This window comes from Pseudomonas sp. AA-38 (assembly GCF_029457475.1).
Lineage (GTDB): Bacteria > Pseudomonadota > Gammaproteobacteria > Pseudomonadales > Pseudomonadaceae > Aquipseudomonas.
Genome location: NZ_CP120359.1, coordinates 4,971,118 through 4,985,750, shown reverse-complemented (window position 1 = coordinate 4,985,750; position 14,633 = coordinate 4,971,118). Strand labels below are relative to the sequence as shown.

Sequence of the window (14,633 nt, the reverse complement as noted above, 5' to 3'; positions counted from 1 at the left end):
CCAGGCAGGAGAATCTTGCAATAACCCATCCGTTGCGCAACACATACCGGACTCGGCGGCGGGCTTTGTCTTCTTGCGTTGGGCGATGTCTGGGTGCTGGGGTGCCGCTTATCGCCTCAGGTGGCGAAGTCATGCGCACGTGTGGAGCTAGCATATCGTTGAGATTTATTTTTGACGTTGTATTTTTTATCGACGATATATTGGCGTTTTCTGCCCTATTCTAGCGGGCGAGCATGTACCAGCGTCCAACTAAGAGTATGAACGGCATTGCGCCGTCACGGGCGAGTCAGGTGGCAAGGGAGCAGTGGGGGGCGTGCCAAGTGGCATGCCCCCGCCGAGATCGTTGCGGCAGGGGCCGGATGCTCAGCTATTGGGCAGCAGGCGAACGGTCAGGCTCTTGATGTAGCGAGTTTCCGCAATGGCCATGTGCTCGGGGTGATCCGGGCCCTGGGCGCCACGCTCCAGCAACTGGATGTTGCGGTCGAGGTGGCGTGCACTCTGCAGCAGGATCTGGTGCAGGCTGTCTTCGGCCAGGTGCATGGAGCAACTGGCGCTGACCAGGATGCCATCCTTGTTGAGCATGCGCATGGCCATCTCGTTGAGGCGGCGGTAGGCAGCCTCACCGTTCTTGATGTCCTTCTTGCGCTTGATGAAGGCGGGTGGGTCGGCGATCACCACGTCGAAGCGTTCCTCGGCGGCCTTGAGCTCACGCAGGGCGGCGAAGACGTCACCCTCGACGCAGGTGACCTTCTCGGCCAGGCCGTTGAGCGCGGCGTTGCGCTCCACGCCATCGAGGGCGAAGCCCGAGGCATCGACGCAGAACACTTCGCTGGCGCCGAAGGCGGCCGCCTGCACGCCCCAGCCACCGATATAACTGAACAGGTCGAGCACGCGCTTGCCCTGCACGTAGGGCGCCAGGCGTGCACGGTTCATGCGGTGGTCGTAGAACCAGCCGGTCTTCTGCCCTTCGATCACTGGCGCCTCGAACTTCACGCCGTTCTCTTCCAGGGCGACCCATTCCGGCACCTGACCGTAGGCGTTTTCCACATAGCGCTGCAGGCCTTCGGCGTCACGTGCACTGGAGTCGTTCTTGAGCAGGATGCCGCTGGGCTTGAGCACCTGGATGAGCGCGGCGAGTACCTCGTCCTTGTGCCGCTCCATGGTGGCCGAGGCCAGTTGCACCACGAGAATGTCGAAGAAACGGTCGACCACCAGGCCCGGCAGCAGGTCGGAGTCGCCGTAGACCAGGCGGTAGCAGGGCGTGTCGAACAGGCGCTCGCGCAGGCTCAGGCAGACGTTGAGGCGGTGCACCAGCAGCGACTTGTCCAGCTCGTGCTTGAGATCGCGCGACAGCAGGCGGGCGCAGATCAGGTTGTTCGGGCTCATGGCGACGATGCCCAGCGGTTTGCCACCGGCGGCTTCGAGTATGGCCTGGTCACCGGCCTCGAAGGCAGTGAGCGGTGTCGCGGCCACATCGATCTCGTTGCTGTAGACCCACAGATGGCCGGCGCGCAGGCGTCGGTCGGCATTGGCTTTCAGGCGCAGGCTGGGCAGGCTGGACATGGCGTTGGGCTCCAGAAGAAAAAAGAGCGGGATTATAGCGGGTCATGCTGCTGGGCTGTGGGGAAACGGGCTGATGCCCCATCAAAAGCGCTCGTGACAGCACGTAAAGCCGGGCGCAATCCCGGCAGTTTTTCGGCTATTTTTGCGAAGCCACCATCGGTATTGGCTTGCCTACCTCGCCTACGTTTTTCAACGGTCTGCTAGATTTCACCGATTAAGCACTTGGTTTTTGAGCTTCTGGCTTGATTGAATTAATGATTCCAGTTGCCTCGTCAGCGTGCTTGGGCATACGAATCGCTTTGCTATTTTTGGTCACGGCACAGTATGCCGATTCTACCTGCCAATTCTTGCGCTCAGTCTTCATTAGTTTGACTGGGCACAGCAGCAGAACATCTCCAAAAGAAAATAGCGGAAACGCTTTAATTAAAGGCTGGCCACGCAATACACCGACATCCCCCCAGACCTTGGAATCGAAGTCTTCTGCGGCATACGCTTCAGTCAACAAAAAACTGGCTGCAACTTGATCCCTGACCTTCATAATTGATGCTGCCGCATAGACAATGGACGAAGTAGAGCCAGGTGAAATCACGATAACGACTACCAACACGGAAAAAGCAGCCGCCACACAAAGTAAAATACGCTTGAAAACATCAGCCTTGCTGACGTAGAACACCACTACCGGAATCAATGTAATACCTGCTGAAAAAATCGATATAAGCATAAGCGTTGTCGCCGCTTCCGCAGTCTCTTCACCAGAGTACGCCTTTAGAATAAGACTGGCGGGAAACACAGCAGATATGATTGTTCCCAACAGCAAAAACGCCAGCATTATCAAAAGCCAGGCGCGGATAGTCCAGTTATTGGGTTTCTCAGGTAACGCCGCTGTTGCAGATAGATCCACAGCTATCCTGAAGTTTGGACTAACTAGCGGCACCAAAATAACAAGAAGAAACAATAGTATCGTCAGTGCAATCTTCCAAATAGCACCCTGCTCCGGCACTTGGAATGCCGCCGCCATAAACGCGACTATTCCCAAGAGCACCGGCCACAGCAAAACCTTGACAATATGCGCCTGACGGGAAGGTACATTGTTAAACAAAGAGACCGCAAGCCCAAACAAAATCGCTGTAGTCATTAGAATCAGAAGGTAAGCTGCCACTACAAGAACGACAATTAACAACCAAAGAACCAATGACGACTTGGCCTCAATGGCAGCAGCCAAAAGGTCAGGGCGACCTATCGTAGTCGTATAAATAAAGATTGTATAAAAGCCCATAAGCGTACCCAAACCCCCGAGCATCATGCTCAAAGGAGCCCAATACACAAGAACGCGCTTTATATTTAGTTTGAGCGCTTGCTTGAACGTAGTATTAACTTCAGTCACGCAAGGGTTTCTCTAGATAATTTGTCTGAGGGTAAAGCAAATACAGGGCGGCGCAAGCAGAAGAGTTGCACAGTGAAAAGGCGAGGCTATACCTCCAGCGCTAATATCCATATACAGGAACAAAATAGGAAAGAGGCGGGTGGGTCTTTGCCCACTCTTCCGCGAACACTTCTGCCTCTTCAACTTGCTCCATGGACATTAGTGCCTCTACATTTTTTATTTTTCGCCGCGCATCTTCTGCCACCCCGCCGCCTCCTTGGAGTTGAGACATAAGGTAGAACAAAGCATAGCTTTTCACCAAGTCCCGAGAGTATCCAACCTTATCTGGCATATGCGCCAAGTAGGAGGCATAGCTGTACACAGCTTCGACATATCCACCTTCTGCTGAACGTTGAATCCAGATCTTGGCCTCCTCGACTCTGTTTTGATACCCGAGAACATGGGCATATTCCATCATTCCTAACGGAAAACCGGCTTCGGCAGAAGCTTTCAGCCACTTCTCAATAGCCTTCTCGCGATTACAAGGTATGAGGAACCAACCTTCACCCGCTTTGTACAAGCTAGCCAAATGTTGTTGTGCATAGCGGTCACCCGCTTCGGCTGCTTTCTCCAGCCATACCAAGCCTTCCCCGGCATGGAATAAGGCTCGCATAGCTTCCGTATCGCCCTTCTCAGCACGCTCATAAGCCAACTCCAGCGCCTTCTCCCGCCACTCCGGAGCACTTACCGCACACGTTCCTAGGGTATGACAAAGGTCATCGCTGTTTCCTAGGCGGAGCATGGCAAACAGATCGCCTTGTTTAGCGGCCGCCTCATACCATCTCTGGGCTTCGACAGTCATATAGCGTTTGCTGAGACGAATGGCCTCACCTAGGTAATACTGAGCTTCTTTGTCACCAGCCTCGGCGGCAATCTCCAACAGAGGCTGTGAGTCATACCAATCGCTTTGCTGATAAAGGACGAGTCCTTGATCCATAGTCGCCTCTTGGCTAGGCGTCAATTGTGCGAGTGCGGAGCAAGAGAACGCCAACGCCACAAATAAAATCAAGCTGAGCCTTAGCGTCACCATTAAAATCAATGTCCATATACAGGAACAAAGTAAGAGAGCGGAGGAAGTTTGGCTCTCAACTCATCCGTTAGCAGTTGGGACTTGGCCAACTCATTTTCATTCATCTCTTGCTCTATTTCCTTCAACATCTCTAGGCGTATAGTATCTCCTGGCGAGATGTCTACCACCATCCGCATAAGGGCACTACCCCGTAAAAAATCTTGCGGTAATTTATAAGTCTCCGACAATCCCCCGAGATTTGCAGCATACTCAACAACCGCATTGACATAACTCAAGTTTGCAGCCCTAACCAGCCACTTACTCGCTTCCTCAACATTATCAGGAGCAATCGCCAACGAATATTCAAACATCCCTGGTGCGAATCCCTTCTCAGCCGAGCGCTTGAGCCACTTTATAATTTCTTTTTTACGACTGCCGGTCGTTAAGAACCATCCCTCACCCGCTTTGTATCTGCTAGCTAGTTGCTGTTGTGCGCTACTATCCCCAGCCTCTGCAGCTTTCTGCAGCCATACCAATCCCTCTCCGGCATGGTACAGAACACGCATAGCCTCCGTATCGCCTTGTTCTGCGTCCTCATAGGCAAGACTCAAAGCTTTTTCCCGCCAATCGGGGCCACCTCCAGCACAAGTACCTAGAGAATGGCAAAGATCATTGCTATCTCCCAAGCGAAGCATGGCGAAAAGATCCCCTTGCTTAGCTGCCGCCTCGTACCACTTTTGCGCCTCGGGAGTCATAAACATATTGTTCAAACGGAGTGTTTCACCCAAGTAGTACTGCGCTGTTTTATCACCTGCCTCCGCCGCTATACGTAGGGGTTCAACTGCAGAAACTCCCATATATTGATTATAGAGTTTTAGCCCTTGAGCCTTGGCGGATTCTTGCTCAAGCATGGACTGCGCAAAAACGCCACCGCAGATGACATGCGCGGCAAAGAAAATCAGACAAAGCCCCCGTGTCGTTGCCAACGCTAATATCCATATACAGGAACAAAATAGGAAAGAGGCGGGTGGGACTTCTTCCACTCTTTGGCAATTGCCTCTGCTTCTTCAAGTTGAGCTGCGGAAAGTTTAGGACGCAGTTCGTCTACCTTCCACTGCGCATACTCTGGGGAGCCGCCACCACCTTCAAGACGTGCAATGAGAGAGAAGAGCGCATAGCTTTTTACCAGATCAGGAGAAATATCAAAGACCCCCTCCTCGTTGAGCAAGTCTTTTGCATATGCATAAACGCCATTAATAAAACCAGCCTCGGCTGCTCGCTTTCTCCACTCAAAAGCTTTGGCATAGTCACCTTTCTCATAGAGCACACCTGCATACCACATCATGCCCACTGGAAACCCGCCTTCAGCAGAAGCCTTTGCCCATCTCTCAATTTCCTTCTTGCGACTACTGGTCGTTATAAACCAGCCCTCGCCATCGCTGTACACACTAGCCAATAATTGCTGTGCAAAGCTGTCACCTGCTTCGGCTGCTTTCTTTAACCATACCAGGCCTTCACCAGCAGCATATAAGGCCCGCATGGCTTCCGTATCGCCCTTTTCGGCTCGTTCATAGGCAAGAATCAGCGCTTTCTCCCACCATTTAGGGCCGCCACCAGCACAAGTGCCTAGAGAATGGCAAAGATCATTGCTATCCCCCAAACGAAGCATGGCGAAAAGATCCCCTTGCTTAGCCGCAGCCTCATACCACTTCTGTGCGTCTGCAGTCATGAACATATTATTCAGGCGGAGTGTTTCCCCCAAGTAATACTGGGCCGTTCTGTCACCAGCCTCCGCCGCAATACGCAAAGGCTCAATCGCAGAAACTCCCATATGCTGCTGGTAAAGCTCAAGCCCCTTATCCCTTGCGGTTTCTTGCTCAGGTGTCAAATTCGCAAAAGCAATACCGCAATACATCAGCACATAGAAAAAAACGAAGATAATTTGCCTAATCAATATTCGGTCCTTTATAAGTAACTTTAACTTTCTCAGCCCCGCCCAATGCTGGGCCGAATGGTTCGACGCGATACTCACAATAGCCAAATAAGCGAGCCCCGAGTTTCTTGACCCTTTGGCGATAACTGGCCCTCATGTCATCACTTTGAGGATCTTTTAAGCGAAGCACAGGCTCACTCATAAAAGAATCCAGCCGTAATCGATTCTCGCAGTAAGCCTGCCCGGCATTAGGCGGCCTGGCCCCGTCACGGTTCATACGGATCACCGCTTCCTCAAAACGCAGGGAGGCATCCGCTTGCGGCTCTATCCATCCAAGACAGCGTTCGATGGCTTGCTGCTGCAGCAGGTAATCCTCATCCGCGAGAAACCCTGGGAGGCTGCTTAGCGCCATCAGTAGAGGGCCGAGGGCGTCAGGCTGCAGATCGAGCAGCCATCTTTTCATTACGTCCTGTCTTTCGTGTCGCACCAAGGTTCGAGCTATTTGCACACCTCGCCCGCCATCCGTCAGCCCGTTATACAGATCCTTGGCAAAGGCGTAGCCGCGCGCATAGAGGAAGGGCACATCCATGGCAAGGGCACCGAAGAAACTGAGCTTCCTCACATAGGCCATGGCTTCTCCGTCAACCCATTCAGGATCTTCGTTATTGTTGGCCAGAAGCTCCTTGCGTATCAGCTCCAACAAGGCGACCACGCTTTCATAGCCCACCTCGAAGGTCATGTAGCCCTTGAAGCCACCGCCCCAGACCAAGGAACCCTGGATGGACAGAAGGAAACGGCCCTTGTTCAGTTGCAGCCGCACCTTGCCCGACACGCCCCCACCCACGGCGGCCACCAGTTCCAGATCCAATTTGGCCAGGGTTCTCCAGCCATTGATGGGGATGCGGTTGGGCACCGGGGCTGGGGGCAGCGTGCTGGGCGGCGGGCACCAGTCGAGCTGGCCAGTGAGCTTGCACCCTGCTTGGGCGCCGATGAACAGATCGAACTTGGCCAAATCGCCCGTCTTCGTGGCACTGTCATACCCGGCGATGCTGGTGAAGCCCGTCTTCTGGTCTAAGGTCAGGTCGCGGGCAAGCAGCAAGCTGGCCCCGGCAAAGCCCCAGGCCTTGGCGCTCAGACTAAGCGACAGCTTGCCGAAGTCGAACGTACGGGTACTACCGTCGTAGGCCGTATAGCTAGGCGCTATGGGTTCGGCCTTGCTCCGATCCGGCAGCTCGAACTGAAACAAGCTGACTTCACCACGCCACGCGGCAACATCCAGATGGGCCTTGGCGTGAAAGGCCTGGGGCCCCTTGTGCCATTGCGGCCCTTCAACCTTGAGCTCCGTTTGCATATTGCTTCCGGCGGGCAACAGGCAGCGCACAAGTTGAGCCTGCGGGCTGTTGTCGAACAGCATGAGATTTCGCAGTTGCCGATCTTCAAAGATCATCGCTTTGAGGGTCGCCCCCCAGCTCTGCCGTTTGTCCTCTGCTTTCAGGCTCTCGACCTCGAGCCCTTTGCTCTCCAGGGCCGCGAAAAACTCATCCGGCAGAAACAGACCGTCCTCATCGAACCATGGCCCCTTCTCCTTGATTGGATGGGCCCCCTCTAGCTTTAACCAATCGCTGAAGGCGCGATCATCGTCGGCTTGCTTGGCCAGGGATTTCGGTAACGCCTTCATCTCTTTGAGCGCATCGGGGATTCCGCTGGCCCTTTGTTTGGCCAGATCCTGGAGGCTGATGTGGCTCAACTCCTTCCCGGATCCGGCACTGCTCAGTTCGCGAAAGGGAATGTTTGCTTTGGCCAAGCGTTCGATAGGTTTGGGCCGGTAGCTCTCCGGTTCCCAGAGGAACAAGCGTGGCGGCATCAACTCCCGAACACGCGCTTCGGCAATGGCCTTGATGCGCTCCGCTTCGTCATTCAATTGATGCCACTGGGCTTGCAGTTCGACAAAGAGGACGCCGGGCGGTGTCGCATTGTTGCCGGTGGCCGAGATCCACTCGGCATAGCGTTGTTCGATGCTCTGCTCCAGCTTGAGCCGTTGGCCCAGCAGCTTTACATAGGCCTGGAACTCTTCGGTGCCTTGATAGAGGTCATCGGGGCTGAGGGCGAATTCAGGGACGGCGATGCCACATTCGGCCAGCTCGACGATGGCGCCAATGTACTTCGCCATCAAACCTTCAAGGGCCAGGATGTTCAAGCGCACGCCGCGCAGAGCGCGAGCATCCACCTCGCCCGTCTCCACGAATTTCTGGTGAAGGGCCTTGTAGTCTCGTAGGTGCTCCCAGGCGGTACCAACCTTGCGATTGCCCTGATCGAACATCTCGAAGCCATGGGCGATGGCGTTGTCCCGCTCTGCGATATAAGTGTCCACAGCATCACGGGCCTGTAACGCTCGCGGGGTGTAGAACACACCATTCTCCCGCTGGTAGCCGAGGGACTCCGCACGCTGGTATGCCACTTCCTCCAACTGAACGATCACCCGTTCGTTCACTGCAACACGCTCATTGCTATAGAAAATCTTGCGCTCAGCCTCCATGGCTGCAGTGCTGTCACCTCGCGCCCGAGCTTCATGCCACTCTTTGCGATATTGCTCTTGTAGCGTCTTCTCATCCTTGACCGCAGCCTTGGCATCCAGGTAGCGGGTGCGCTCGTCCGTGGCGCCATCACTGAACTCAAGGAAAGCGTCTGGACTAGGGGTCAGGAAGTAATCCAGCAGACCGGAATCGGCGATTTTGCTCATGCGCGCCGCCTTGTCGGTATCTACTGTCTTCTGCTTCAGCGTGGCGGCGGCTTCGGCCAGGTGATCGGCCGCCCGCTTCGGTAGAAGCCAGAAACGGCGCTGGCCGGTGACATAGATAATATCGTGGTAACTCTGGTTGCACCCTGGCTTGGTGTCTTTGCAGAACACTTCATTGCCCGAGTCGGGTAATGGTGCATCTGCGGGTAGAACAACGGGTGCCAATTGCTCTGTGCTTGCTTGGGTTTCGGACGTACCTGTCATGTCAGACTTCCAGTCGTTGTACTTTCTCGAATGCCGGCATTTGGCTGCACAGCACCTGCATGTATTCCGAGTGCTCGCGCAGAGATTGCCGGCCTAGGTGGGGCAGCAAACGCTCCCAATGGCGTCCCTCGTCGATGCCGTGCTCCACCAGTAGGCGTAGATTGTCGAGCACCAAGGGCAGTCGCTCATTGGGCATTCGGCCAGCCGTTTCTGCTTCATGCGCGCGTAGCCAATACCACCAACGCAGATCATCCGCTGCAGCCAGGGTCTTGTCTTCCAACTTGATGGGATAAGCCCCATCGCCGACTCGCGCACCAGTTACCTCACCAGCGCCCCAGATTCGCCAGTTCGGATCGCCGGGGTTGGCTGGCGGTGTAAACACCCGCGCCCAAGGGCCGTAAAGCTCGTGGGCAGGGACTGTCAAAGCCAGCGCACACCAGAACGCCGGGTCGTAGTAACGCGCCAGCGAGTCGCCATAAGTCTCGCTATGCATCCGGAGCAAGCGACGTGCATGCGCAAGCACCTCGACTGGATCGGCGCTGGAGGTCAGTATGATGCCCGAGCGGTTAATACGACACAGCTCTGCAAGGTCAGTCGCAACAGCGCTCCCCGTTTCTACTCTCACCCATAACGGGCTTACTTCATGCATCTCACCAAATGGCGTGCCTTGGAAGAGACGTGAAACCTCGACTGGGTTGGGCAATTGATACAGGGACGCAAGCACGTTCGGGTGACGAACCTGATCGATCACGCAGTAGCAAGCTTCGCCAGCCGCCTCCAGCCAGGGTTCAGCCGTTGCAGGCTGTTCCAGGTACCAACTCAGCCACGAATACATGGGCAATCCTCTCGGCTGCAAACACCATTGGCTTGTTTACCGCAGACCGAAACCAATGGGAGACCTTGTCTACTTTTCTGCACGAAGGGATTGAGCATGGCGGGAACGGTCAGGTCTCCCGCCTTGTCCTGATCCGCCGCCCAGGGAATCACCGGCCCCAGTATCTTCAACCCCGAGCCACTGCCCGGCGCCCCGCCCGTGTTCATCTTGATGGTCGCCCCGCTGATGGTTACGCCGCTGGGGTCGAGTTTGACGAAGCTGCCGCCGCCTGCGGCGGTGAGTTCCATGCCAGCGTCGATGGTGACCTTGTCACCGGCAAAATAATGCAGCTCTGTGCCAGCCTCGATAAACAGGCCGGTACCGATCTTGTTGTGCTGGGTGGTGGCGACGGTGAGGTGGTCGTTGGCGCGCACTTCCACCTTGCGGTCGAGGTCGGTGGTGCGATGTTCTTCGGCCTTGAGTTCGGTGTAGGTGTTGGCCTCGACGGTGTCGTGGCGCTCGTTGCCGACGCGGATCTTCTGGTCGTGTTCGATGTTTTCGTCCCAGTCACGCTGGGCGTGAATGTAGATCTGCTCGGCGCCCTTGCGGTCTTCGATGCGAAATTCGTTGTAGCCACCACCACCGGGGCTGCTCAGGGTCTTGAATACGCTGCGGGTCTTGTTCGCCGGCAGGTCGTAGGGCACGACATGTTCGGCGTGGTAGAGGCAGCCGGTGACCAGGGGCTGGTCGGGGTCACCTTCTAGGAAGGTGACCAGCACTTCCATGCCGACGCGGGGAATGGCCACGCCGCCGTACGCCTTGCCGGCCCAGTTGGAGGCCACGCGCAACCAGCAACTGGTCTTGTCGTTGCCCTGGCCGTCGCGATCCCAGAAGAACTGCACCTTCACTCGGCCATATTGGTCGCAATGAATCTCTTCGCCGGCAGGCCCGGTGACCACGGCGGTCTGGCTGCCCAGCACCTTGGGTTTGGGGTGTTCCAAGATGGGGCGGAAGGGGATATCCCAGGGCGTGGCGGTGAAGCGGTTGCGGTAGCCCTGTTGAAAGCCGTCAGCGTTTTTACCCTCTCCCCCGGCCCCTCTCCCATAAATGGGAGAGGGGAGATCAAGCACCGACTCTTCCAGCACCTGCGGTTGCTTGCCTTCGTGGATCACTTCGGTGAGCAGCCAGAGGTCGTTCCATTGCTGGCGGGGATGGCCGGTCAGGGCAAGGAAGTGGCCGCAGGCGAGAAAGGCGTCGCTCTTGCCTTCGGCCAGTTCGTAGTCGCTGCGCAGGCGCTCCAGGCTGCGCTTGGCCAGGTGCTTGCCACGGGTGCGGTCGGTGAAGCGGCCGGGGTAGTCGTACATTTCCAGGGCAGGGAAAAATTCGCTGCTGTAGCCGGCTTCCATCTGCAGCTTGGGCTGCTCGAAGTCGTAGTCGCGCCAGGTGACCTGGGTGGTACGGGTTTCCAGGCGCACGCCGAAGGCGCGCACCACTTCGTGGCTGGCGGCCAGGCCGCTGTCCTGCTGGTAGTTGAGCGGATCGAGCCGGGGGAAGACGGTGGCATCGTCGCCGAAAACCACGATATGGCCGTCCTCATTCCCCTCGAAATGGAAGCTGATGCCTTCCTCTTCACACAAACGCTGGATGAAATACAGGTCGTTTTCGTCGTACTGGGTGCAGTAGATGCGTTCGGGGTAGACGTAGGGGCCGAACTGCATGCGGTAGTCGGTGCCTTCGAGCAGGCCGTGTTCTTCGAGCACGGCGGCGATGATCTGCGGCGCGGTCATGTGCTGGAAGATGCGTTGATCGAAGCTGTGGCCGAGGTAGGCCAGGGTGGGGCGCAGGTCGATGTGGTAGCGGGTCAGGCGCTTGCCGGAGTCGCCCTGCTCGACGCCATAGATGATGCCGTGCACGCCCTTGCCGCTGGGGCCGAAGGCCAGGTAGGCAGGCTGGTTGATCAGCTCATGGAGGTTGAGGTTAGCCCGTGGGCTGACCAAATCGATCTCGAATCTGAACGGTTTGTTGAGCATCTCCCGGCCAATGAAGGACAGCACTTGCAGGTCGCTGTCGACGGCGGGAATGGTCAGGGTGATATGCGCCTGGTTGGCATCCAGCATGGCGAGTTCCTTCCTTGAATGGCGAGCTGGGCAACAGGGTGCCCGGCTCGGGTGACAGGTTCAATACTGGCGGGGCGATAGCATGCACTGGTTCACGCTAAAGGCCCCGCCATGGGCGATTGGTCGCGAATGAACGCACCTACGGCGAGTGATCCGGGGGCAACCCGCGCACGGCACGCCGGTACAGCGCCGCTGCGTCGCCGAGCAACCTGCTGGCTGTGGCCAGGGTATGCCGTGGAATGCGCGCGGCATCTTTGGGCGGCTGTTCTTCGAGCAGCACCTTGATCAGCGCCTGTACGGATTCCAGGCGCAGGGAGGCCAGCTCGCACAGGGTTTGCGGGTCGAGGTGATGTGGCTTGTCGAGTGAGGTCGGCCGGTCAGTCATGGCGTACCTCCGGGCGGAAGAACGATGAAGGCCCAGGGCGGCGCCCTTGGGTAAAAGGGGGAAGATGGTGCATTTTCCTTATGCTCCTTCGTGAGGTTAAGGAGCCGCCATCCAACCTTCTCACTGGAATGGAGGCGGACCGTGCAAGGGTGAGAAACCGGCCACGAAGGACGCCGGCCAGGCCGAAGCCTGCCTCACACGGCCCGCCATAGAAATGCGGTAGACAGGCATAAAAAAAGCGCCTGCTACACAGCTATGGCGCTACCGCGCCTTCGTGGGAGTCGGGTTCTCACACCCGGTCGCGGGATTGACCGCGACAGCCGGACTGTAGCGTCGATAAGACGATGTGGCAAGCCAGGGGGGGGACGAGGCCTTGCGTCTGATGGGGATTGGCAGGTTCGACAGGTAACCTGGCCGTCCGTATCAGAAGCTGAACGACTCCTGACGATATCTGGAAAACAACGCCGTATTGGCGCGACACTCGTAAACCTGACCCCACCGTCTGGAAAAGTCGGCTGCCGTGATGCCCCGGCTTTGGCTAGACTGTGCGGTATTTCTCATTCACGCATGACAGCCCCTCCGATGACCTACGAACTCACTGCCGAGCAGATCCAGCAAGTGCTGCATGGCATCAGCGTGCCGCCGCAGCCCCAGATCATGGTCGATCTGCAGATGGAGCAGGTCATGCCCGACCCCGATCTGCGCGCCATCGCCAAGCTCATCAGCCAGGATCCCGGGCTTTCCGGTGCGCTGCTGAAGATCGTCAATTCGCCACATTTCGGCCTGGCCAACCGCATCGCCTCCATTCAGCAGGCGGTCAACCTGTTGGGCTGCAACACGGTGATCAACCTGATCAACGCGCAGTCGATCAAGGGCGAGCTGACCGACGAGGCCATTCTGGTGCTCAACCGTTTCTGGGACAGCGCGCAGGACGTGGCCATGACCTGCTTGACCCTGGCCAAGCGCCTCGGTTACCACTCCCCGGACGAGGCTTACAGCCTGGGGCTGTTCCACAACTGTGGCATCCCGCTGATGATCAAACGCTTTCCCGACTACATGCAGGTGCTCGAGGAGGCCTACGCCAATGCCACCGACGAGCACCGCATCGTCGATACGGAAAACGAGCGCCTGAGCACCAACCACGCCGTGGTCGGTTACTTCACGGCGCGCTCCTGGCGCTTGCCGGAGCACCTCTGCCAGGTGATCGCCAATCACCACAATGCCCTGGCCATCTTCAGCGATGACTCCGGGCGCGATGCCCAGCTCAAGACCTTGCTGGCCATCCTCAAGATGGCCGAGCACATCTGTGCCACCCATCGGGTGCTGGGCGGGCAGGGCGTGGATCTGGAGTGGCATTGCATCGAACAGCCCATCCTCGAGTACGTCGGGCTGTCGGAATACGATTTCGAGAACCTGCACGAGAGCATTCGCGATCTGGCCGTGCTGTAGCCGGCGACGGCCTGCGCGCCGCTGCCTGCGGCTTATCCGCCAGCGGCAATCCTGCTAAGGTTGCGCTCCCTCGTTTTGCAGTCGTATCGCCATGCCCGAATTACCCGAAGTCGAAACCACCCGGCGCGGCATCGCCCCCTATCTGGAAGGGCAGCGCGTCAGTCGCGTGATCGTGCGCGAGCGGCGCCTGCGCTGGCCCATTCCCGAAGACCTCGACGTGCGCCTGTCCGGGCAGCGTATCGAGTGCGTGGAGCGCCGCGCCAAGTACCTGCTGATCAAGGCCGAGGTGGGCAGCCTGATCAGCCACCTGGGCATGTCCGGCAGTCTGCGCCTGGTCGAGTCCGGGCTGGTGGCGGCCAAGCACGAGCATGTGGACATCGAGCTGGAGTCCGGCCTGGCGCTGCGCTACACCGACCCGCGCCGTTTCGGGGCGTTGTTGTGGTGCGAGGATCCGCTGCGCCACGAGTTGCTCGCCAGGCTCGGCCCGGAGCCGCTGGGTGGGCTGTTCGATGGCGAGCGGCTGTTCCAGCTCTCGCGTGGGCGCAGCATGGCGGTCAAACCTTTCATCATGGACAACGCGGTGGTGGTCGGGGTGGGCAACATCTACGCCACCGAGGCGCTGTTCGCGGCGGGCATCGACCCGCGCCGTGAAGCCGGTTCGATTTCGCGGGCACGCTATCTGCGCCTGGCCGAGGAGATCAAGCGCATCCTCGCCCATGCCATCGAGCGGGGGGGCACCACCTTGCGTGATTTCGTTGGTGGCGATGGCCAGCCCGGTTACTTCCAGCAGGAGCTGTTCGCCTACGGGCGCGGCGGCGAGTTCTGCAAGGTCTGTGGCAGCACCCTGCGCGAGGTCAAACTGGGCCAGCGAGCTAGCGTTTACTGTCCCAAGTGCCAACGCTGAGCGAACCCTCACTTTCATAAGAACAAGAAGCACCG

11 protein-coding genes are annotated in these 14,633 nt (G+C 57.6%); 2 read left to right on the top strand and 9 right to left on the bottom strand.

Annotated features, from left to right (window positions below; all coding sequences use genetic code 11):
• Nucleotides 1-363 precede the first annotated feature (363 nt).
• The 9 genes from PVE35_RS22860 to PVE35_RS22820 all read right to left on the bottom strand — a co-directional run bounded on the left by PVE35_RS22860 (nucleotide 364) and on the right by PVE35_RS22820 (nucleotide 12,245).
• Nucleotides 364-1,563, bottom strand: a complete 1,200-nt coding sequence (locus PVE35_RS22860; RefSeq protein ID WP_277373082.1) for a class I SAM-dependent rRNA methyltransferase — start codon at nucleotides 1,561-1,563, stop codon at nucleotides 364-366.
• A 214-nt stretch (nucleotides 1,564-1,777) separates the two neighbouring features.
• Nucleotides 1,778-2,947: a hypothetical protein gene (locus PVE35_RS22855; RefSeq protein WP_277373081.1), complete on the bottom strand. Its 1,170-nt coding sequence runs from the start codon at nucleotides 2,945-2,947 to the stop codon at nucleotides 1,778-1,780.
• A 100-nt stretch (nucleotides 2,948-3,047) separates the two neighbouring features.
• Entirely contained in the window at nucleotides 3,048-3,923 is an 876-nt protein-coding gene (locus tag PVE35_RS22850) for a sel1 repeat family protein (protein ID WP_277373080.1), read from the bottom strand.
• Between the two features lie 98 nt (nucleotides 3,924-4,021).
• A complete protein-coding gene (locus PVE35_RS22845) occupies nucleotides 4,022-4,981 on the bottom strand; it encodes a tetratricopeptide repeat protein (RefSeq protein WP_277373079.1) in 960 nt (319 codons plus the stop codon).
• Between the two features lie 2 nt (nucleotides 4,982-4,983).
• Complete coding sequence (locus PVE35_RS22840) at nucleotides 4,984-5,949, bottom strand: tetratricopeptide repeat protein (protein ID WP_277373078.1); 966 nt, start codon at nucleotides 5,947-5,949, stop codon at nucleotides 4,984-4,986.
• Nucleotides 5,942-8,929, bottom strand: a complete 2,988-nt coding sequence (locus PVE35_RS22835) for a hypothetical protein (protein WP_277373077.1) — start codon at nucleotides 8,927-8,929, stop codon at nucleotides 5,942-5,944. The genes PVE35_RS22840 and PVE35_RS22835 overlap by 8 nt, the downstream gene beginning before the upstream one ends.
• Nucleotide 8,930: 1 nt before the next feature.
• Complete coding sequence (locus tag PVE35_RS22830) at nucleotides 8,931-9,764, bottom strand: DUF4123 domain-containing protein (protein ID WP_277373076.1); 834 nt, start codon at nucleotides 9,762-9,764, stop codon at nucleotides 8,931-8,933.
• Entirely contained in the window at nucleotides 9,749-11,860 is a 2,112-nt protein-coding gene (locus tag PVE35_RS22825) for a type VI secretion system tip protein VgrG (protein WP_277373075.1), read from the bottom strand. Before PVE35_RS22825 ends, PVE35_RS22830 begins: the two co-directional genes overlap by 16 nt.
• A 139-nt stretch (nucleotides 11,861-11,999) precedes the next feature.
• Nucleotides 12,000-12,245, bottom strand: coding sequence for a hypothetical protein (locus PVE35_RS22820; protein ID WP_277373074.1), 246 nt, complete (start codon nucleotides 12,243-12,245; stop codon nucleotides 12,000-12,002).
• Between the two features lie 636 nt (nucleotides 12,246-12,881).
• Here PVE35_RS22820 and PVE35_RS22815 point away from each other — a divergent pair.
• Nucleotides 12,882-13,694 carry an HDOD domain-containing protein gene (locus PVE35_RS22815; RefSeq protein ID WP_268184398.1) on the top strand — a complete coding sequence of 271 codons (813 nt, stop codon included), beginning with the start codon at nucleotides 12,882-12,884 and terminating at the stop codon, nucleotides 13,692-13,694.
• 91 nt (nucleotides 13,695-13,785) lie between these two features.
• Nucleotides 13,786-14,598, top strand: coding sequence for a bifunctional DNA-formamidopyrimidine glycosylase/DNA-(apurinic or apyrimidinic site) lyase (gene mutM, locus PVE35_RS22810; RefSeq protein WP_268179358.1), 813 nt, complete (start codon nucleotides 13,786-13,788; stop codon nucleotides 14,596-14,598).
• Nucleotides 14,599-14,633 lie beyond the last annotated feature (35 nt).